The sequence below is a fragment of the Paraburkholderia sp. BCC1886 genome, from assembly GCF_900996245.1.
Lineage (GTDB): Bacteria > Pseudomonadota > Gammaproteobacteria > Burkholderiales > Burkholderiaceae > Paraburkholderia.
This window is the reverse complement of record NZ_CAAJGK010000085.1, coordinates 369,332-389,721: the sequence shown is the minus strand read 5'-3', so window position 1 is coordinate 389,721 and position 20,390 is coordinate 369,332. Positions and strand designations below refer to the sequence as shown.

The window sequence follows — 20,390 nt, the reverse complement described above, 5'->3', positions numbered from 1 at the left end:
GACCAGGAGACTTCCATGAAAACGACGCCCAACCTCACCGCTTTGCAAACGATGATGGAGCAGCTGAAACTCGATGCGATCGTCTGCACGAGCCCGGAGAACTTCACTTATCTCGCCGGCGCTTTCGTCACGACCATCAAGACGATCCGTCCACGGCAGGCGCACATGATCCTCACTCGCGACGGCCGGGCACGCGTGGTGGTGTGTTCGATCGAGGAAAGCCTCGTGCGCGAAGAAGGCTGGTGCGCGGAGGTGCGCAGTTACACGGAGTTCATCGAGGACCCGATCGACGTACTGGTCGAAACGCTCGATTCGATGAAATTGCAGCGCGGTACGCTCGGACTCGATCTCGACTACTTGCCGGCACTCTCGTTCGGCCGGCTGCGCTCGGCGTTGCCCGGCGCGAATTTCGTCGATACGACCGAACAGGTGGCCGCCATTCGCGCGGTGAAGTCCGACCAGGAGATTGCGTTACTGGAGAAGATTGCGCGGCAGACTCACAAGGCCATTGTCGACGGCCTGGCGGAGAGTCGCGTGGGCGAAACCGACCGGACGATTGCCAACCGCATCATCAAGCGGATGTTCGACGAAGGCGCGAATGGCGTGCAGCATCTGCATCTCGCATCGGGCAAGCGCACGCCGCTGGTTCACAACCACCCGTCGGACGACGCGACACAGACGGGCGAGATTCTGCGCCTCGATATCGGCGGGACGTATGGGCAGTATGCGAGCGATGTCGCGCGGACCTACTCGACCGGCAAACCGCTGCAACACCATCGCGATGTTTATCGCACGCTCATTGAAATCCAGCGCGACACGATCGCGCAGATGCGTCCGGGCGTGCCTGCCGAACAGATCTATTTCGCCTGCAAGGACGCGTTCGAAACGCGCGGACTGCCCTGCACGCTTCCGCATATCGGCCACTCGTTCGGTATCGAAGCGCATGAGCGTCCGATGATCCGCCCCGGCGAAAAGATCCTGCTGAAACCCGGCATGGTCATCAACATCGAACCGATGACGCGCGATGCCGACGGCAACTTCTATCACACGGAAGATCTGGTCGTGATCACCGAAGACGGGAACCGCCTGTTGACCCACGGTCTCGCGCCGCTCGAGATTCCGGTGCTGGGCGAACCGCTCGCGCTCGGCGCCTGAGCGACGTTTCTTATCCACGACACGAGGAGCCGACATGCGCGCCCGATGGTTAATTGTTTCCTTGCTGTTCACAGGCGGTGCAATCAGTTATCTCGACCGGGCAGCGCTGTCGGTAGCTGCGCCGCTCATAGCCAAAGCGCTCGATCTCGATGCCGCGCATCTCGGCATCGTGTTCAGCGTGTTCTTTCTCGGCTATGCGCCGATGTCGTTCATCGGCGGCGCCGCGGCGGACCGGTTCGGACCGCGCCGCGTGCTGCTGGTTGCCATGACGATCTGGTCGATCGCGTGTGGCGCGACCGCCGCGGCCACCACGCTGGCTTTTCTGATCGTCATCCGCCTGATCTTCGGAATGGGCGAAGGGCCGTTCTGCGCGACCGCGGTGAAGATGGTCTCGCATCACTTCGAACCGGAACGTCAGGCGAGCGCAATCGGCCTGGCGTATGCCGGTCAACCGCTCGGCGCGGCACTCGCGGGACCGATCGTCGGACTCGTGGCAACCCTGTACGGATGGCGCACGTCGTTCCTCGTGATCGCATGCTTCGGGCTTGCCTGGGTGCTGTTGTGGTATCTGTTCGCGGCGGAGCGTCGCCCGGCCGCGGTGCCCGTCGTGGAGCAAAGTGCGTCTGTCGAGCAGGCGGCCGGGTCTGCGCCCGACCGCCCCGGCTTGCTGAAGACGCTGCGACATCGCTCGATTATCGCGACCTGTATCGCGTTTTTCTCCTACGCGTACGTGCTTTACTTTTTTCTGTCGTGGTTCCCGACGTATCTGGTGCGAAGCTACCACCTGTCGCTGTCGGAGATGGGCTTTATCAGCATGATTCCGTGGCTCGCCGGCACGGTCGGACTCGCGGCAGGAGGCGTGCTGTGCGATGCGTTCTCGCGCTTCATCGGCAATCCACTGCTTGCGCGCAAGCTGCTTATCGGTGTGTGTCTGTTCGTCACGGCAATATGTGTCGGCTTTGCCGGGCGCGTGACGAGCGTCGTCGGCGTGATGGTGCTCATGACGATCGGCGTGTTCGCGCTTTACGTGACGTCGAGCCTCTATTACGCGCTGGTGTTGAAGATCGTTCCGGACCAGGTGTCCGGCGGCGTGAGCGGCTTCATCAATCTGACCGCCAACCTCGCGGGCGTCGTCGCCCCGATGGCGACCGGCTACATGCTGACGTGGAGCGGCAGTTTCTCGGGAGCGTTCGCACTGGCAGCGGGCGTGGCGGTAGTCGGCGCATCGGCGATCCTGCTATTCGTGCGCGCTGAAGAGAAGGTGCCGGTACCGGCGCACCTGGGCATGCAGAAAGGGTGACGTCGACGTGAACCGGCAGGTCGCACCTCGGCAGGGTGTCAGGGCGTGCGCGGCAGGCCGTTACGCGTCAGCATCTGCCCCATCGCACCACCGCCGCTATTGGCCGTGCTGAACGTCCACTGCAAATCGAACGGCGCCTTTACCGGCGATGCCTGCGTCAGAACACCGACCGCGTGCACGCCGTATCGCATGCCCCGCGCCAGCGGCTGCAATGGCGTGCAGACCGCCGTGTTGCGCCCGGTATCGGCGATACCGACCGGTGCGATCCGGCAAGCCACCCGCTTGCCGGCTGCATCGGTCAGGCTGAGCGACGTCAGGACGATGTGCGCGTTGGGTCCGCCCGACAGCGTGATCGGGTAACCGACTTCCGCGCCGCCATAGCCCGAATTCGCGCCCATCGGATCGGGCTGTTCGATATCGACCCATGACGAAGGGGCGTCGGCCTGGCCGTCGTACGGATAGGCGATCAGCTCCGCATCCTTCAGAACCGGCGCGATATCGGCGAAGTCGACGACGGTGATGCCCTCCTTCTGCACATCGACCGCTTCACCCGCGCGAGCCCAGTCGAAGAAGACGGCGCCACGGTGATAAGGCGCCGCAAAAATCTCCGCAATCGCCGATGACGGTTGCTCAAAACCGCCGAATACCGCGAGCACTTCGCTTGCGCCGTAAACGGGCGTGTGAACACGCACACGCGTGGTGACATCGACGCCGGTAAAGCCTTGAGTGCCGGCAATTTCATCGTGCCCGCGAGCACCGTTCAGACGCAGGTATTGCGCGTGCGCCCTAGCGGCAGCGGCGACCGCCGCGTCGCTTGCTATCGGAGGCAAACCGACTTCCGCACGGCGTGCGTTGATATAAGAGAGCGGATTGCCGGTAAGCGATGCATCGAACCCGTGCGGTCCCGATGCCGGATGCAAACTGATCGGCAAGCCGGTATAGGGCACCGCCGCGGGCGTTGCCGCCTGGCGGGATGATGCGCAGCCCCCTGCCGCCAGTACCACGACTAAAGCCATGGCACGGATGGGGTATCTATTAATTCGCATAAAACGGGTTCGGTCCAGACGATTTTTTCTGCCCCGGCATTCTAATGAATCAAATAGCGCGTGTGCATGTGATCGTTAATCGGACGACGACACGACGCCGCTGCTTTGCAGTATCCTCCCAACGCGTCGACGCGCCGTCGCCGGTCACTCCGGCATCGCACGTGATGCCCAATTAGATCAACCAAGAGAGTAGCGGGGAAAACCATGTATCGATCGTCAATGCGCACCGGCATCGCCGCCGCCGTCGCTTGTGCCGTATTGCAACTGAGCGCCTGCAGTGGCGGCGACTCGGGCACGGGATCGGGCACGACGACGACGGTCACCGCCACCTCGGTCGGCGGCACGGTGGCGAGCGGCACGGCGCTCGTCGGCGCCACGGTCACGTTGACCGACGCGACCGGCACGCAGGTGAGCGTGACCACCGACACCAAGGGCGCATACACGATCCCGCTCAGCGGCCTCACCGCGCCGCTCCTGATCGTCGCAAAAGATGCCGCCGGTCTGTCCGCACCGCTTTACTCGGTGCTCGCGCAGGTGCCGGCCGGTAGCGCGCCGGCCGTCGCCAACGTCACCACACTGACGACCGCGATCGCCGCCATGCTGACCGCCTCGGGAAATGCGGGCGATCTCGCGTCCACCGCGACGCTCGCCAAAGTCACGCTGGCGAACGTGCAACTCGCCACCATCACGCTCGACACGATTCTGGCCAGCATCCTCACGCAGAACGGGCTGCAGACCTCCGGCTTCGATCCGATCCGCACCGCATTCACGCCGAACCATACTGGCGCCGATGCAGTGATCGACACCGTATCCGTCGTGCCGGCCGCGAGCGGCGGCTCGCTGCTCGTGTCGAATGCGGCAACCGGCACGACCATCGCGCTGAACAGCAAAACCACGTCGTCGGTCACGCTGGCCGCACCGAGCGTCGCGGCAAATTATCTCGAGCCGCTCGCGTCGTTGCTGACCGCGTGCGCGGCAAGCGGCACACTCAATACGTCGTGCTCGCCCGCGATCGACGCCGCGTATCTCGAAGGCGGCTCGACTGACCTGGCCATCGCGCACGGCGCGACGGACGCGGCATTCAGCGGCGCCGTATTCGGCTCGCCGCGCACACTGGCGTTCTTCACCCGCAACGGCAAGCAACTGGCTTTAGTGCGATTGCCCGTCACGCTGGCGAGCGGCGTGGCAACCGTGCTCTACAGCATCGCGCAGCCGCTTGCCACGCCCGTGACGGTTGCCGGCGGCACGCAACTGAGTTGGGATCTGATCGGCGATCAGTCGTCGTACGCGGTCGACATCAATTCGCAAGTCACGCAGCGCAGCTTCCTCGATACGCGACTCGGCGATGTTCACCGCTACGAGTCGGGTCTCGCCATCGGTATTTCGACCACGCTGAATCCGGCGGTCTACTCGGCGTCGGTGACGGGACCGGGTCTGACCGCGCCGGTCTGGCTGACGCGACGCACCGCGCTCGGCAACAGCACGCTCGGTCTGACCGATGCGGCCACCACGACCGCGCCGGTATCGCCCGCGACGACCAGCAGCAACACGGCCTTGTACCGCTGGTCGTGGGAATCGCTGTCGTCGTCGGCGACCTTCACGCCGTCGACCACGACCGGCTATTACGCCGCGCAATCGGTCGATGCGAGCACGGTGCCGCTCTATGCGACGTATGTGGTCACGTTCTACGACAAGAACGGCGCACAGCTTGGCCAGTCGTCGGTCATCAACCCCGGCGCGCCGTTGAACGCCGTCGCGGGCAGCGCCGTGCAATGGCCAACGCTGTTGTCCGATTTCGCCACGCAGTTCCTGACGCCGACCGGTTCACTGGCTGCGCAACAGTATGCGATGAGCGTCACGTGGTCGAGTCTGGTGAATGGGCTCGATGTCGCGTATCCGGTGTCGTCGGTGCAGATTCAGGCAACGCCGGGCACCGCCGACGCATCGACCACGACGATCGACGGCTTTTCGAACGGCACGCCGAATAACACCACGGTGGGTCAGTATCAGACGACGATCTCGGCGGGTGTCGACGCGACAGGCACGCAAACCTGCACGAATTGCCCGTTCCCGGCGCTCACCACGGGTGGATCGCGTGCCGTGCTATTGGGTGGTGCGCAAAGCGGCGTTCGCTACTACAACGTGACGCAGTACAACGACTGAACGTCGCTCCATGAAAAAAACGCCTCGCGTGAGGCGTTTTTTTTCGTTCTAACGGCGAGGCGAGGCGCGGCAGCCGATGAAACTCAGGCCACCGTTTCGATCACCGCGTGAGCCTGAGCGGAGCGCATCAGGCCTTCGATCATCTTGGCTTCCGCGGCCGCGATCTCGCTGAGCGAAGCCGCCGCGAGTTGTTCGTCGAGAATCGCCAGCGCGGTACACAGGCGCGCGTATTCGCTTTCTTCGAGGGACCACGCGCCGTCGCGGCGTTCGCGCGCATCGATCAGCACCAGGGCCGCATGGGCGCTTTCGATGTCGGCAAGCAGCGCGTCGCCGAGGCCGACGCGGGCCAATTCTTGCGAGACCAGCAGATGCCGGCTCAACGTCGTGTGGAGATTGCGCGAGCCGTGGCCGCGCCGGAACGCATCGAGGGCTGCATAACACTGCAACAGCATGGCGGAAGTAACGGGTTCGTGTGCGGTGCGGCTATAAGTGAGTGAACGCAGCAGCGGCGACATGGCCGGCTGGTTGAACTTACGGACTCGCGATTTACTGGACATCGATTCAAACTCCCTTCGCTAACTCTTGGCTTTGCCACTGAACGCTGCTTCTCTCCGGTGGCAAACGTCGCCGGTTTCCCGGCGACTCGACAGGCCTCTAATATGAGACTGTGCAACCATCATGGCAAGCGACTATTAAGACAAACTTAAGCGATGGAAGTCGGTTCGAAACAGCGAAATACAAGGGCGTACTCTACAACGACGAAAAAAAAGTCCCAAAAAAAACCCTGTTCCGGTGAGGGAACAGGGCCTGACAGGATGGAACAGTCGTGCTCGCGCGTGGATGCTTGCCGACCTATGACCACCAAAACCAATCTGCTCTTTTGACTTGTACTACTGCGATGCGCTACTGCTGCTTCTTGTAACCACTCTCATTGCAGCTCGGTCCCTCGCCTTCACTACGCCCCGCTGCAACCCCTCGTTATTTCACTTCGAATTCGCGCTGCACACTGCCATCAACGGTACGGTTCAACACGATGCGGGGGAAGACCGCATCGATGGGCTCGGTCAGTTGTCGCGCCATGGAAAACAGTTTATGTGAGCAGGCAGAAAGGCAATTGGGCGAAGCGAGGGGGATAGGCAGGCTACTTCGGTGAATCGACGTAACACGGCGAACCGGTTAGATGGAGTGGGTGTTTTGCAAGCTGCGAGTGCGCCGCATTGCGCGGCGGCACCGCAGAAAACCCGACATCCGCGCTTATCCGCGAGCCGCGAAGTCGCTAATGGTGAGTAAAACTTTTTCGCCGGGCCGCGCCAGCATTTTTCTCTCGGCGACGGCCGTAATGCGTTTGCGTCCGTCGGCGAATGTCTTCAACGTGCGTTCTTCGCCGGCTCCGCGTTGTAACCAGAAATGCTGCTCCAGCGCCTCTCGTGTGACCGCGCATTCCAGATCGCGTCCGCGCGTCGACAGCAGGAAAATCACCGCGCGTCCATCCGACGAGACGCTGGGTTCAAGCTCGATAATCTCCATAGCCCACCTCGCAAAGTTCGTTAAGCCGTTCGCCGTGTCGAACGAACACCACCGGGAAAACTGAATTGCCGCCGTGCGCCCGACTGACCCGACTCAGGGTCAGGCCGCCGCAGCACTCGCCGCGATGTCGACGTTCGGCTCGACGTCCGGCTCGACGTCCGGCTCGACGTTCGGCTCGTTAGCCGCTGCGGCGTGCCGCGCTGCCGTTGCAGACAGAAGCACCGACGCATGCGCCGAATCGGACGTCACTGCCGGCACGCCGAACGGCGCACTCGACGAAACACGGACAGGACCGCTCAACCCGCGTGGACGCCGCGCGCAGAAATCATGCAGCAACGTGCGCAAACTTTCGGTCATCGCGTGTTCGCTTCTTTGCACGCCGCGCGATACGCCCGACATGGCGAGCCATGAGTGCGGCGGTCTCAGTTCGTGACAAACGCCGCGTACATCTGAAAAGCGGAGGCAACCGGTGTCGGCGTAGAAGGCGAGCGTCATCGCGTCGCCACCCACCCCGCGCGTAACAATGTGTGGTTTGGTCTTCAGCATTTTTCGTTTTTTGCCAGATGGACGCCGCTCCTGGCCGGATCGACGTCTCGCGCACGAGGTTCGATTGAACCGTGCGCGTCAATAGACTGCCGACAAGGCAAAAGCAAAGCGCATGCCATCGATGCAACCCGCGCTGCGCGGGCATCCGGCGAACGTCGCTGCACGCTGGTTGCGCACGTCTGCCGAGATTGTCGCTCGTGTTCCGGGTGCGCCGTTTGCGCTGCAAACACCGGCCGCGCCTCATGGCTGCGTACCCGGTTCGACTTCCACTCGCGTCGGCGTACCCCGGAGTGCAAGGTAGCGACTTACTGGCATTGCCGTCGACGGCCGGAGGACTCAGGCCGCGTCGCGTGGTAAAAACGCGCTGCTGGGACGACAATTCGCGTCAATTCTTACTAGCGGATAATCGGGCGATCTCGACGCTGGAACCCAAGGCTCGGTGAAGTACCAGCGTTCGGCCCGACGCCGAACCGTGAGTTTTACATGGCAAATGTGGCGCGCGCGGCCGCGGAAACTCAAGCAGAATGAATGTCGGATAGACACTAACCGCAGACTGATAGCACCGGACCCTCATGACCTTACGCGATACTTCCGCCATCGAAAGCTGGCACGCCCACATCTACTTCGATGCAACGAGCCGCGACGCCGCGTGGGCTTTCCGCGAACAGATCGAAGCCCACTGGACCGACAAGCTGCAAGTGGGCCGCTTTCACGAGCGACCGGTCGGCCCGCATCCCATGTGGTCGTTCCAGCTTGCCTTCACGCACGCCCTGTTCGCCGAGGCAATCGGCTGGCTCACGCTCAATCATGGCGCGCTCGACGTCTTCGTTCATCCGAACACGGGCGACGCATTACGCGATCATCGCGATGCCGCAGTATGGATCGGGCACTCGCATGAACTGGTGTTGAGCGCGTTGCGCTGACGCACGTCGCGTCACCTGCGGGTCACATCGTCGAATACGAACTACACCAGCCGCGCCCGGCAACCTGTTTCGCCGCGAACAGCACGCAACCGCCATAAGCATCGGTGGGCTTGCCCTGATACAGCGTGCAACTGGCGCAGGTCTGGCCTGCCGCGTAAGCGGAAAATCTTGCCTTGTCGACCTTCGACGCGTCTTCTTTATAGCCGACGGCCTGCGCCTTGGGATCGGTTTCGCTGAGACGGTCGGCAGGCTCGGCGAACGCGGCGCACGATAACGCCAGCGACGAGCCGACGCCGACACTCAACAACAAAAAATGGCGACGCGATGTTTTCATTTTGATAAACGGGAAAGTGGAGGACAGGGCGGCGCAATCAATCGAGAAATTGCGTGAATCGTTCGACCGGCACGCGCTCGGTGCGCAGCCGGTTGACCAGCGCATGGTTGTCGGCGAAACCCAGCGACATGCCGCACACCAGTTGTTCCGCCTCGGACAGCCCGAGATGCCCGGCGATCACGCGATGAAACTGGGTAAACGCCACCTGCGGACAGGTGTCGAGCCCGCGCCCGCGGGCTGCGGTCATGATGGCCTGCAGGAACATGCCGTAGTCGAGCCAGCTGCCGCGCTCCAGCACGCGGTCGATCGTGAAGAACAACCCCACCGGCGCACCGAAGAAACGATAGTTCTGCGCATGCTGGGCATGCATGCGAACCTTGTCGCCCTTTTCGATGCCGAGCAGACCATACAGGTCCCAGCCCACTTTGCGGCGACGATCGATATACGGCGACACCCATTGCCGCGGATAGTACGGATAGTCTTCCCGATACAGCGTGTCACGCTCGGGATGATCGTAAGCGGCGAGCAGCGCGTGTGACAGTTTGGCGAGCGAGTCGCCGGTCACCACATAGACCTTCCACGGCTGCGTATTCGTGCCGGACGGCGCACGGCTGGCCGCTTCGAGAATCGCTTCGATCTCGGCGCGCGGCACTGCGGTGGGCAAAAACGCGCGCACTGACCGCCGCGTGACGAGCGCGGCATCGACTGCATTGGCGGGAGTGGTCATGGGGAGATTCCGGCTAAGCCCGAAGGCGTGGCGATCCGCAACGATTCTAGCGCGAGCGACGCTTGGACTGCTCTGGAAACGGCAACGCCTCGACCTGCGCCGCGCTGCCCGCGCCGCTCGCGCCGCCCGCGTCGACTGTCAGCCTTGCTGCGACTTCTGCAACACCTCGACCAGTTGCAGCGGATCGTACGGCTTGCGCAGCGCAATGGCATGCGGCAGCACTTCGCGCTGCTGCGGCGTCAGCACGAGGTCGTAACCCGTCAGAAAGATCACCCGCAGATCGGGCCGATCCCGGCCCACCTCGAGCGCCAGGTCGACGCCGGATTTACCCGCGAGCCCCACGTCGGTGAGCATGACGTCGATGGCCTGCTCGCTGAGAATCTGTTTGGCGTCGTGCTCGCCTTCCGCCTCGAGAATGTCGAGATCGAACGTGCGCAGCAATTCGGCCGTACTCACTCGAATCAATTCGTCGTCTTCCACCAGCAAAATACGCATTTTCTTCTCCCCGGTGAAACTGTCGGTCTGCTCTGACGCAGCGGGTTGTTCTGGCGACTCGAGCGACGCCATCTCTTCCCGCTGCGGATTCTGCGTCTGCAACACATAACGAACCTTGCGAGCCAACGCTTCATGCGCGTACGGCTTGCTCAGCAGTTCGATGCCTTCGTCCAGCCGCCCCGAGTGGACGATGGCATTGTCGGTGTAACCCGAGGTGAACAGCACCGCGATAGACGGCAGCCGCTCGCGCGCTTTGCGCGCCAGTTCCGTGCTGCGCAGCGGACCCGGCATCACCACATCGGTAAACAGCAAATCGATCGGCACCCCGCTTTCGACGATGGCCAACGCACTTTGCGCGTCCTTCGCCTTCAGCACGCGATAACCGAGATCGGCCAGCAACTCGACCACCGTGGTCCGCACTTCCTCGTCGTCCTCGACGACCAGAATCGTTTCCGTGCCGCCTTTTGCCGGTCCGGCGACGACGTGCGTTTCGAGGTCTTCTTCCTGACGCACGCGCGGCAGATAAACGCGGATCGTCGTACCGTGGCCCGGCTCGCTATAGATCTTCACATGGCCGCCGGACTGCTTCACGAAGCCATACACCATGCTCAAGCCGAGCCCGGTGCCCTGACCTTCCGGCTTGGTCGTGAAGAACGGTTCGAACACCCGCTCACGCACTTCGGCCGACATCCCCGCGCCGGTATCGGTGACCGCGAGCATCACGTATTGGCCCGGCGTCACGTCCGCGTTGCGCTTGGCGTATGCATCGTCGAGCGAGGCGTTGCCCGCTTCGATGGTCAGCCTGCCATGACCGCTCATCGCGTCGCGGGCGTTGATCGCGAGATTGAGCAGCGCGTTCTCCACCTGGAACGGATCGACCAGCGTATTCCACAAGCCGCCCGAGACGATGGTTTCGATTTCGACGCCGTCGCCCAGCGCACGCCGCAGCATGTCGTCGAGTCCGCGGACGAAGCGGCCGAGGTTCACCACCTTCGGCGCGAGCGGCTGACGTCGTCCGAACGCCAGCAATTGCGACGCGAGATTGGCGCCGCGCGCCACGCCGGCGAGCGCATTGCGCACGCGTTGCTCGGCCTTCTCCGCACCCGCGACGTCTTTCGCGAGCAGTTGCAGATTGCCGCCGATCACCTGCAGCAGGTTGTTGAAATCGTGCGCGACGCCGCCGGTGAGCTTGCCGATCGCCTCCATCTTCTGCGCCATGCGCAGCGCTTCTTCCGCATGCCGGAGCGCCTCGGTGGTTTCCTTGTCGGCGGTCACGTCGCGGCCTACGCCGTGAATGCGCTCGGTGTCGGGATCGAGCGCGAGCGTCCAAGCGACCCAGCGCCAGCTTCCGTCGATCCGCTTGAAGCGGTTTTCGTAGCGCACGGGCACGCCCGTACGACGCAATTCGGTGAGATGCCGGCCGACCGTCTCGATGTCGTCGGGGTGCACGAGGTCCTGGTACGCGCGCGACATCAGCCACGTCGTGTTGTGACCGAGCGCGTGACTCCACGACGGGCTCACGCGTTGCAAGCGGCCTTCTATATCGGCCACCACCAGCAGGTCTTCGCTGAGCTCCCACAAACGGTCGCGGTCCGCGACCGTTTCGATGACACGGCGCTCGAGTGTCCCGTTCAGATCGTGCAGTGCACGCTGCGCCCGGGTACGTTCGGCGATTTCGCTCTGCGCCGCCTGATACAGGCGCGCATTGTCGATGGCGATAGCGGCCTGCGCGGCAATGCCGGTCACGATGCGTTCGGCACGCTCGGTAAATACGCCGACGTCCGGATGACCGAAGAACAGACCGCCGACGACCTCGCCATTGCGCGACTGCACCGGCACGGCGAGATAGCTGCGCACCTTCAGATGCCCTTCGGGCATGCCGCGATGCGGCGCGTTGAGACCGTAGCGCGGATCCTGCGTAATATCGTCGACGCGAACGATACCCTCGCCGCCGAACGTGGGCGCGAAGATCGCCGTGTTGCGCGGCATCGGAAACTGCGCAAACGAATCTTTCGACACGCCCGAGAGCGTGTACAACATGTAGCTCGCGCCCTGTTCGTCGAGCACGTTATAGAAGAACGCACCGAACGCGGCACCGGTCAGTTCGGTCGCGGCGTCGGTCACGATCTGCACCGCGCGTTCTAGATCCAGTTCGGCCGCCACGGTCGAGCCGACGCGATTCAGTATCTCCAGCGTGCGGGATTCTTCACGCAGCTTCATTTCGGTTTCGCGGCGCAGTCGCGCGAGTTGCAGATTGCCCGACACGCGCGCGAGCAGTTCCCGCGCGGAGAACGGCTTGGTCAGATAGTCGTCGGCGCCCTGCTCGATGCCGTCCACACGCGCTTCCTCGCCGGCGCGCGCAGACAGCATCAGCACCGGCGTATCGCACAGCAGCGGGTCGTTGCGCAACTCGCGCAGCAGGCCGAAGCCGTCGAGCCGCGGCATCATCACGTCGGACAACACCAGGTCGGGAGGCGAAGCGCGCGCGGCTTCGAGGGCGGCCTGACCGTCGGCGGCGAGTTGCACTTCGTGACCCGCCGCACGCAGGATCCGGCTCATGTACTCACGCAGATCGGCATTGTCGTCGACCACCAGCAAACGCGCGACGGCCTGCGGCCCCGTGTTGGCGGCGGCCTCGCCGCCCGGCGTCGCGGCGCTGCGCACGTCGCCGAGAATTTCGTGCTCCGGGCTCCAGCGCAAAGCAGCGTCGACATAGTTGCGCGCGTGCTGGCTCATCGCGGCATGGGTCGCGGCCTCAGTGCCGGCATCGTGCAACCCGGCCGACGCGACGCCGCGCGGCAGCGTCACCGTAAAGCGGGCGCCCTCGCCCAACGTACTCTCGACGCGCACCGCGCCGCCATGCAGCTTCACGAGCTCCTGCACCATCGCGAGTCCAATGCCGCTGCCTTCCACCGAGCGGCCCGGCGCGCCCGCCACGCGATGAAACCGTTCGAACAGTCGCGGCACTTCTTCTTCGGCAATACCGATGCCGCTGTCGCTGACGCTGACCTCGACGTTGCCGCCGGCCGCCTCGCTAACCGTCACGCGAATCGTGCCGAAGAACGTGAACTTGTACGCGTTCGACAGCAGGTTCATCACGATCTTTTCCCACATCTCGCGATCGATCTGCACGACCACGGGCGTAGAGGGAACCTCCACTACGAGCCGCAAGCCTGCCGTCTCGATCGCGGACTGGAACAGCGACGCGAGTTCCGCTGTAAACGCGCCGACGTCGGTGGGTTGCGTGTGAATCTGAATGCGTCCCGCCTCGATGCGCGAGAAGTCCAGCAGCGCATTGACGAGCCGCAGCAGGCGCAAGCCGTTGCGATGCGTAATCTCGACCAGCGCGCGGTCGTCGGTCTGCCCGCCGGCTTCGCTCGATGCATCGGCGCCGGTGCTCGTGGCCAGTTGCGGACGCGCCAGCAGTTCTTCTAGCGGACCGAGCATCAACGTGAGCGGCGTGCGGAATTCGTGACTGATATTCGAAAAAAACGTGGTCTTGGCACGGTCGATTTCGGCCAGTGCTTCAGCGCGCCGCCGCTCTTCTTCATAAGCCTGTGCATAGCCGATGGCGGCGCCGATCTGGCCCGCGCACAGATTCAGGAAGCTGCGATACGAGTCGTCGAATAACCGGTAAGGGTTCAGGCCGACGACCAGCAGCACCGCAGGGGCGGTCTCGCTGCCGGCCGACACGGGCAGCACCACCGCGTGTTCGGGCGGCAGAGGCCACGGACCGCCCGGCAAGCTCACGCCGAATCGCTGCGTCAGATTGCGGACCGACTGCGGCGCCTGACTTTCAAACGCCTCTGCGAGCGGCCAATGCGGCTCGTCGTTCGTGTCTGCGTTGGCGTCCTCGTCCTGGTAAAGAAGCGCCCTGGCACCTTCGAGTATTCGCATGCTCGCCGGCGCAGCCGGATGACCCGGCTCGATGCCGGCCGAACCCACCAGCGTGGCCGTGTCGCTGCCGGGCTCGGCCGCATACAGCAACGCGAACGGCAGGTCGTGCGGATTCGAGCACAGCGCACGCATGCAGAGTTCGCACGCCTCGCGCCAGTCGCGGCCGTCCGGGCTGGCCGCCGCCAGTTCTTTCAGCAATGCGAGTTGCCGTTCGCCGAACACCTGCATGGTGCCGTCGCTATTCGCGCAGATGATGCCGCCGGGTAAGCCGTCGTCGCCGGGAATCGGACTGTACGAGAAGGTGTAATACGTCTCTTCGGGAAAGCCGTTGCGCTCCATGATGAGCAGCTTCTGTTCGACGAAGGTGCCCTCGGCGCCATTGAGCGCCGTGTTCAGGAGCGGCTCGATATCGGTCCAGATTTCACGCCACACCACGCGGGTCGGTTGACCGAGCATGGCCGGGTGCTTGCCGCCGATGATCGATTTGTACGCGTCGTTGTAGAAATAAACGAGCTCGTCGCCCCAACCGATCCAGATCGGCTGACGCGACGTGAGCATGATGCGGATGGCGATCTTCAGGCCTTGTGGCCACGTGTCCGGCGCGCCGAGCGAAGTGCGGGTCCAGTCGTAGGCTCGAATCAAAGCGCCCAGTTCTCCGCCGCCGGAGAGAAACGACGGCATGGCGGGATTGGCAGGCAGGGTGTTCGACATGAAGCTGTCCGGCTCTTTCAACGCGATCTCCTCGACGCGGCGGTGTCATTGTCGTGCGGACCGGGCGTTGCAAATCCGGTGCCTGACACGTGCGGCTGGTGGTTCGTCGGAGCCTCGGCCAGATTCGATGGCCGACCGGCCGCTCAACCATCGGCAGCAACTTTCGACGTGGGGCGATTTTCGCACGGAGCAGCACGCGGCAGGAAGGCGAGTGCGCGCGCAAAGGCCTACAAAAGAAGGGGTTTTCGAAGCCGATTGAAAGTTTGGTGCCGTAGATGCGGCGAGCGACGCGGTGTCAGGACACGAGAGCGTCGATGTCTCGTGCAAGCACCGGTAAGAGGTACCTTGCAGCCACGCGGGCAAGGCGATTTTCCCGAGGCGGCGAGGCGAGGTACGCCGCCGTGCTCGATGCGCGGCGGCGCCAAACAAACAGACCAGTAAGCGTTAGCTCAATCCCATGCACACGGCGGCGACGATCGATCCAATCACCAATACCGCGCCAACTGTCTTGCGTTTATTCAGTTCGGTCCACAACAACACGCCCGTGAGCGACAGCAGAATGATGCTGCCCGCCAGCGTATCGATCAGCAGCACCCAGCCCACGCTCAGGCCGACGCCTTTGTGCAGATTCGTCAGCGTCGCCATGAACGAGTTCTCGTTGTGCCTGACCGTCACGTAGTCGCTGCCGACCCAGTACTCGGCCGACGTCGTCTCTTTCGGCGAGGCGAAATTCAGTTGCCAATGCTCCGGCTGAACCAGCGTGCGATCGCCCCACTCCACCGGATGCGAAGGCTCTTTCTGCACACGGCCGAGCGTGCCGGCAATTTTCAGCTCGTGCTTGAGCCAATTGCCGAGTTCGCGCGGATTCCCGGGCGCGGGTTGCGGCACCGACACTTGTGCGACCGACACTTGCGGCGCACCCGTCGACACACGCAGCGGCCCGGCGCGATGGTTCAGGAAGAAACCCGTCGTGCCGAACAGCAACCCCAACGCGGCGCCCCACAAGCCGACCCAGCCATGCACCTTGCGCAGCCATTTGACGAAGGTGGCGCGGCGCGAACGCTGCTGCCGCGCATTCAGTTCATCGGGCGAAAGACGGTGCGGCTCACGCGCGGCGGCGTCGCTACCATGCGCCGGTTGTAGATTCAAAGCCTCGGGTACGCTCACGTTTCGCTCCAGGTACGCAACAGATTGTGATAACAGCCGACGAGGCTGCGGCGCGCGGCATCGTCGGCTTGAGTGGCATTCAGACGTTGAATGGCGGTGTCCAGATCGAACAGCAGCGCACGCTGCGTGTCGCTGCGCACGAGGCTTTGCGCCCAGAAGAAACTGGCGACGCGCACGCCGCGCGTGACCGGCGTCACCTGGTGCAGGCTCGTGGCCGGATACACGATCATGTCGCCGGCCGGCAACTTGACCTGCTGCACCCCGTATGTGTCTTCGATCACGAGTTCGCCGCCGTCGTAGTCGCCCGGGTCGGACAGAAACAGCGTGACCGACACGTCGGTGCGCAGCTTCACGCCGTTGGGCAACACCCGCACCGCACCGTCGACATGGCTGCCGAACTGCATGCCGCCTTCGTAACGGTTGAACAGCGGCGGGTACACCTGGTTCGGCAACACCGCGCTGATGAACAGCGGATGACGCTCGATGGCCCCGACGATCACGTCGCCGAGTTCGCGCGCCACCGGCGAATGCTCGGCGATCTGCTGATTGCGTTTGACCGGCGCGCCCTGATAGCCGGCGGTCGCGCGGCCATCCACCCAGGCGTCGCCGGCCTCGTCGAGCCGCTCGCGCACGAAGCGCAACTGCTCGGCGTTCAATACATTCGGTATGTGCAGCAGCATCGTATTTCCTCGGTGTCGGCTAGCCGCTTACAAAATGAAAAGCCGCTAGCCTAACCTATCGCACCGGTGTGTATCAGAAGCGATAGTCCAGCGTCGCCAGCAATGCGCGACCGATACCCGGCACCGAGCGCCCGCCGTCCGACGGAATCAACGCGTCGTAGTAGCGCTTGTTGGTCAGGTTCAGCAGGTTCAGACGCACGTCGTACTTCTTCGCGTGGTACGCCGCGGTCACGTCCCAGCGCGTATAGCCGGGCACTTCCACGTAGTTGGTGTTCGACGCATAGCGCGGCGACATATAGGTCGGGCCGCCGCCCACTTCCCAATGCGGCGTGATGGCGTAGGTGGACCACAGCGTCAGCGTATTGCGCGGCGTGTTCGCCGGCGTGTGACCCTGCGTGCCGTCGAGCGCCTTCAGAATGACCGCGTCCATGTACGTGTAGCCGCCGAACACCTGCCACTTGTCGGTGATGTGTCCGGTCACGCCGGCCTGGAAACCGTCGACGCGCACGTCGCCATCGAGTTCGTATTCGGTGGGCGAAACCTGGGTGCGGGCATTGTCCATTTCCTCGCGGAAGAACGCCGACGTCACCGAAATATTGCCGCCGAACAGGTCCCACTTGCCGCCGACTTCATACGATTTGGTCGACTCGGGCGCGAGATTCTGCGTCAGGTTGGTGACGGTCAACGCTTCGAGCGACGGGTCGAACGACGTGCCGTAGGACACGTAGTACGACTGCCAGTCGGTCGGCTGATAGATCACGCCGGCGCGCACGCTGGTAAAGAAATTGGTTTGCGTAGCGTAGTTCGGCAAGCTGACCGAGTTGTGGATCTGAGCCTGGAAGCGATCCCAGCGCAGCCCGCCGATCACCTTCCAGTGCTGGCCCAGCGACACCGTGTCGTTCAGGTACGCGGCGATTTCGTTCGAACCGGAGTCGGCGTAATTGCCCACCGTGGTCGTCACGCCCGCAGGCGACGACAGGTACGCCGGGTTCACCATCGACACGACCGGCAGGTTGTTGCGCGTGTAGGCCTGGTTCGAATAACTGTCGTGACCGAGTTCGACGCCCGCGATCATGTCGTGCTTGAGCGGCCCGGTGTCGAACTTGTATTCGACCATCGTGTCGTTGTACAGCGAATGGTTTTCGATCACCCGGTCATGGCTTTGCAACTTGATGAACAGTTGCGACGGCGAGAGCCTCGTGTAATTGCCGTTCGTCAGTGCCGGGCTGGTCGCAAGCGGGCCCGTCAACACCGCTTGCGGCGCGGTTTCGCGCGCGTCGGTCAGCGAGTGCGAGAACTGCGTCTGGTTGGTCAGCGTCAGGCTGTCGGAGAACTTGTGCTTGACCGCCACGTTGAAGGTCTGCACGTCCTGGATCGTCCGGTCGGTAGTCAGACCGTAAAACGTGTTCTTCGACACCGGCGACGGATGGCCGTTGAGTGCCTGCACGCCGTAGTCGGGCATGTCGTAGTTGTGCTGGATCAGCGCGGAGATCGTCACTTCGGTCGGCGTGCCGATGCCGAAGCGCACTTCCGGCGCGATGCCGTAGTCCTTGTTGCGCATCTCGTCGCGCGACGAGCCAAGGCTCTGGCCGAACGCGTTCAAACGGATCGCCGAGGTGTCGGTCAGCTTGTGATTCACGTCGACGGTGGTGCGATAGCGGTCGTCGGTGCCGAGGGTCGTCGACACTTCCGCCGAGTCCTTCAGGTTAGCTTTCTTGCTGACCTGGTTGATCACGCCGCCGGTCGATCCACGCCCGAACAGCATCGAGGATGGGCCGTACAGCACCTCGAGTTCTTCGAGGTCGAACGTGTCGCGATAGTACTGGTTGCGATCGCGAAAGCCGTCCAGGTAAATATCGTTCTGTGCGGTGAAGCCGCGCAGGTTGACGTTGTTACCGATCTGGCCGCCCTCGGCCGCGCCGATCGTCACACCCGGCGCATTGCGCAGCGCATCCTGGAACGACGTCGCGCCCTGCGACTGCAGCATGCTCTTGTTGATCACCGTGACGGTCTGCGGAATATCGCGCAAGGCGGTCGGCGTCTTTGCGCCGACGGTCGCACGCTCCGCCTGGAAATCCTGTTCGGTTTGTCCTGCCACGCCGATTGCCGGTAGCGTCCCGTTGTCCCCTGTTGCCGGCGGCGAACCCGGCTGAGTAGCCGGCTGCGCCGTGGTCTGAGGCGCGGTTTGCGCGAGCGCGGGCGTCGCGAACGGAACGGCAAAAGCTAGCGCTAACGCAGTCGCGAGCGGCGTGTGGTTGAACATTGGAAATCCCGTCAGATAGGCGTTTGCCGGATCCGCATCGAGGGCACGGGATCGCTGACAACGCATTTGGCTGGCTGACCGGTCGACTGCCTGGTGCAGCTTCGACGGGATGGCTGGCTGGTGGTTAATGAGAATCGATATCATTCCCCACGCATAAAAATTGTTCAATCGCAGAATGCTTTACCGGTCGACGCAAAGTGATGCGGCGCTTTTACTACCGTAGGGATTTCGTAATTTATCTCACCTCGACGCGACGATTTATTACATACCGAAAGCGTCGGAATGAACGATAACGCTGGGCTTGCGCGTTTAGTCGGACAATTAGGAAGCAGGCTTACTAACGCGATATGCCGCCTAATTTCTTGCAAAAACTTTCCTGGTTATTTGCGCGGATAACAGCGTCAGCGTCGTATCAGCAGAGAGCTATGCAGAAGACAAGAGATCGACTGCCGCGAAACTTTCAGTTTGCCAACACAAAACTCCGTTCGAGCTTTCGCGAAAAATCGCGCGCGATTTAGCATTTTTACAACACTTTACGGAGAGCTTGACTGCTACGCGTGCCGTCGAGGTAATCGAAAGCCACTCGCCGCGTGCGTTGCACACGCGGCGTCCAGCATAAGAAGAAGCGTCAGGCGAAATGGCCGGTGCGCTCGTTGGCTTGCGGCAACTGCCGCGTTTCACGCACCGAGCGCGGATGCCACAAGCGCGCGCCGCCTTCGATACCCGCATCGTTCGAGACGGTCGCCACGTTGGGCGGCAGATCGATTTTGAGCCGCGCCGCATTGCCGCCGCCGATCCACAGTTTGTCGTAGTTCACCAGCGTGCTCAGAATGCCGATCACTTTGTGAACGCGGCGATTCCAGCGCTTGTTGCCGATCTTCTCGCGCGCCGCATCGCCGATGTATTCGTCGTAGGCCACGCCTTTCTTGCTGACGGGGTGATGCGCCAGTTCCAGATGCGGCATCAGTTCGCCGTCGCGAAACAGCGCCGTGCCGGCGCCGGTGCCGAGCGTCAGTACGAACTCGATGCCATGCCCTTCGATGGCAGCAAAGCCCTGCATCTCCGCGTCGTTGATCATCCGCACCGGCAAGCCGCCCAGGCGTCTCGCCAGCGAGTCCGCAAGCGGAATGTCGTGCCATCCTTCCTGCCCGAAGTGCGGCGCCGTCAGAATGCGGTTGTTGCGCACCACGCCCGGAAAGCCGATGGAGATCAGCGTGGCCGGTTCCTGCGCGACGAGCGGCGTCACGAGGTCCGTCAACGTATCCACCAGTTGTTCGGGCGTACACGGATGCGGCGTTGCCACGCGCACGCGCTCGGTTTTCATCTGCCCGCTCGCATCGATGATGGCGGCCTTCAGGCCCGTGCCGCCGACGTCGATCGCCAGAATCCGTTCGCTGGTGCTCTTCGCTTTGGTCGTGCTCTTGACCGTCGTTTTACTCGTCTTACGTGTAGGCAA

General features: G+C 63.0%; 15 protein-coding genes. 4 read left to right on the top strand and 11 right to left on the bottom strand.

Going from position 1 to position 20,390, the window contains the following annotated elements; all coding sequences use genetic code 11:
* Positions 1-15 precede the first annotated feature (15 nt).
* Positions 16-1,155, top strand: a complete 1,140-nt coding sequence (locus FQ746_RS28280; protein ID WP_144113095.1) for a M24 family metallopeptidase — start codon at positions 16-18, stop codon at positions 1,153-1,155.
* Positions 1,156-1,189: 34 nt separating this feature from the next.
* On the top strand, positions 1,190-2,455 hold the full coding sequence (locus FQ746_RS28275; RefSeq protein ID WP_144113094.1) for an MFS transporter: 1,266 nt from the start codon (positions 1,190-1,192) through the stop codon (positions 2,453-2,455).
* A 38-nt stretch (positions 2,456-2,493) separates the two neighbouring features.
* Here FQ746_RS28275 and FQ746_RS28270 read toward each other — a convergent pair whose 3' ends face one another.
* Positions 2,494-3,471 (bottom strand): CAP domain-containing protein, encoded by a 978-nt coding sequence (locus FQ746_RS28270; protein ID WP_144113093.1) that lies wholly within the window; start codon positions 3,469-3,471, stop codon positions 2,494-2,496.
* Between the two features lie 234 nt (positions 3,472-3,705).
* Here FQ746_RS28270 and FQ746_RS28265 point away from each other — a divergent pair, with 234 nt between their 5' ends.
* Positions 3,706-5,664 carry a carboxypeptidase-like regulatory domain-containing protein gene (locus tag FQ746_RS28265; protein ID WP_144113092.1) on the top strand — a complete coding sequence of 653 codons (1,959 nt, stop codon included), beginning with the start codon at positions 3,706-3,708 and terminating at the stop codon, positions 5,662-5,664.
* Between the two features lie 83 nt (positions 5,665-5,747).
* Here the strand turns inward: FQ746_RS28265 and FQ746_RS28260 are convergent, their stop codons facing one another.
* From FQ746_RS28260 to FQ746_RS28250, 3 genes are all read right to left on the bottom strand, one after another.
* Positions 5,748-6,221, bottom strand: coding sequence for a hypothetical protein (locus tag FQ746_RS28260; RefSeq protein ID WP_144113091.1), 474 nt, complete (start codon positions 6,219-6,221; stop codon positions 5,748-5,750).
* A 697-nt stretch (positions 6,222-6,918) separates the two neighbouring features.
* The gene (locus tag FQ746_RS28255) at positions 6,919-7,191 is read right to left on the bottom strand and encodes a DUF1488 domain-containing protein (protein ID WP_144113090.1); all 273 of its coding nucleotides are present in this window, start codon (positions 7,189-7,191) and stop codon (positions 6,919-6,921) included.
* A gap of 99 nt (positions 7,192-7,290) precedes the next feature.
* A complete protein-coding gene (locus FQ746_RS28250) occupies positions 7,291-7,737 on the bottom strand; it encodes a hypothetical protein (protein ID WP_144113089.1) in 447 nt (148 codons plus the stop codon).
* Positions 7,738-8,309: 572 nt separating this feature from the next.
* Between FQ746_RS28250 and FQ746_RS28245 the strand changes: the two genes are divergently transcribed.
* Positions 8,310-8,660 (top strand): DOPA 4,5-dioxygenase family protein, encoded by a 351-nt coding sequence (locus tag FQ746_RS28245; RefSeq protein WP_144113088.1) that lies wholly within the window; start codon positions 8,310-8,312, stop codon positions 8,658-8,660.
* 22 nt (positions 8,661-8,682) lie between these two features.
* Here the strand turns inward: FQ746_RS28245 and FQ746_RS28240 are convergent, their stop codons facing one another.
* The 7 genes from FQ746_RS28240 to FQ746_RS28210 form a co-directional block, all read right to left on the bottom strand.
* Positions 8,683-8,994 carry a high-potential iron-sulfur protein gene (locus FQ746_RS28240; RefSeq protein WP_144113087.1) on the bottom strand — a complete coding sequence of 104 codons (312 nt, stop codon included), beginning with the start codon at positions 8,992-8,994 and terminating at the stop codon, positions 8,683-8,685.
* A gap of 37 nt (positions 8,995-9,031) precedes the next feature.
* Entirely contained in the window at positions 9,032-9,721 is a 690-nt protein-coding gene (locus tag FQ746_RS28235; RefSeq protein ID WP_144113086.1) for a nitroreductase, read from the bottom strand.
* 138 nt (positions 9,722-9,859) lie between these two features.
* Positions 9,860-14,824, bottom strand: a complete 4,965-nt coding sequence (locus FQ746_RS28230) for a response regulator (protein ID WP_144113085.1) — start codon at positions 14,822-14,824, stop codon at positions 9,860-9,862.
* A gap of 444 nt (positions 14,825-15,268) precedes the next feature.
* Complete coding sequence (locus FQ746_RS28225) at positions 15,269-15,991, bottom strand: PepSY-associated TM helix domain-containing protein (RefSeq protein WP_144113084.1); 723 nt, start codon at positions 15,989-15,991, stop codon at positions 15,269-15,271.
* The gene (locus tag FQ746_RS28220; protein WP_144113083.1) at positions 15,988-16,671 is read right to left on the bottom strand and encodes a Fe2+-dependent dioxygenase; all 684 of its coding nucleotides are present in this window, start codon (positions 16,669-16,671) and stop codon (positions 15,988-15,990) included. Before FQ746_RS28220 ends, FQ746_RS28225 begins: the two co-directional genes overlap by 4 nt.
* Before the next feature lie 73 nt (positions 16,672-16,744).
* A complete protein-coding gene (locus tag FQ746_RS28215; RefSeq protein ID WP_144113082.1) occupies positions 16,745-18,934 on the bottom strand; it encodes a TonB-dependent receptor in 2,190 nt (729 codons plus the stop codon).
* A 628-nt stretch (positions 18,935-19,562) separates the two neighbouring features.
* Positions 19,563-20,390 (bottom strand): ROK family protein, encoded by an 828-nt coding sequence (locus FQ746_RS28210; RefSeq protein WP_144113081.1) that lies wholly within the window; start codon positions 20,388-20,390, stop codon positions 19,563-19,565.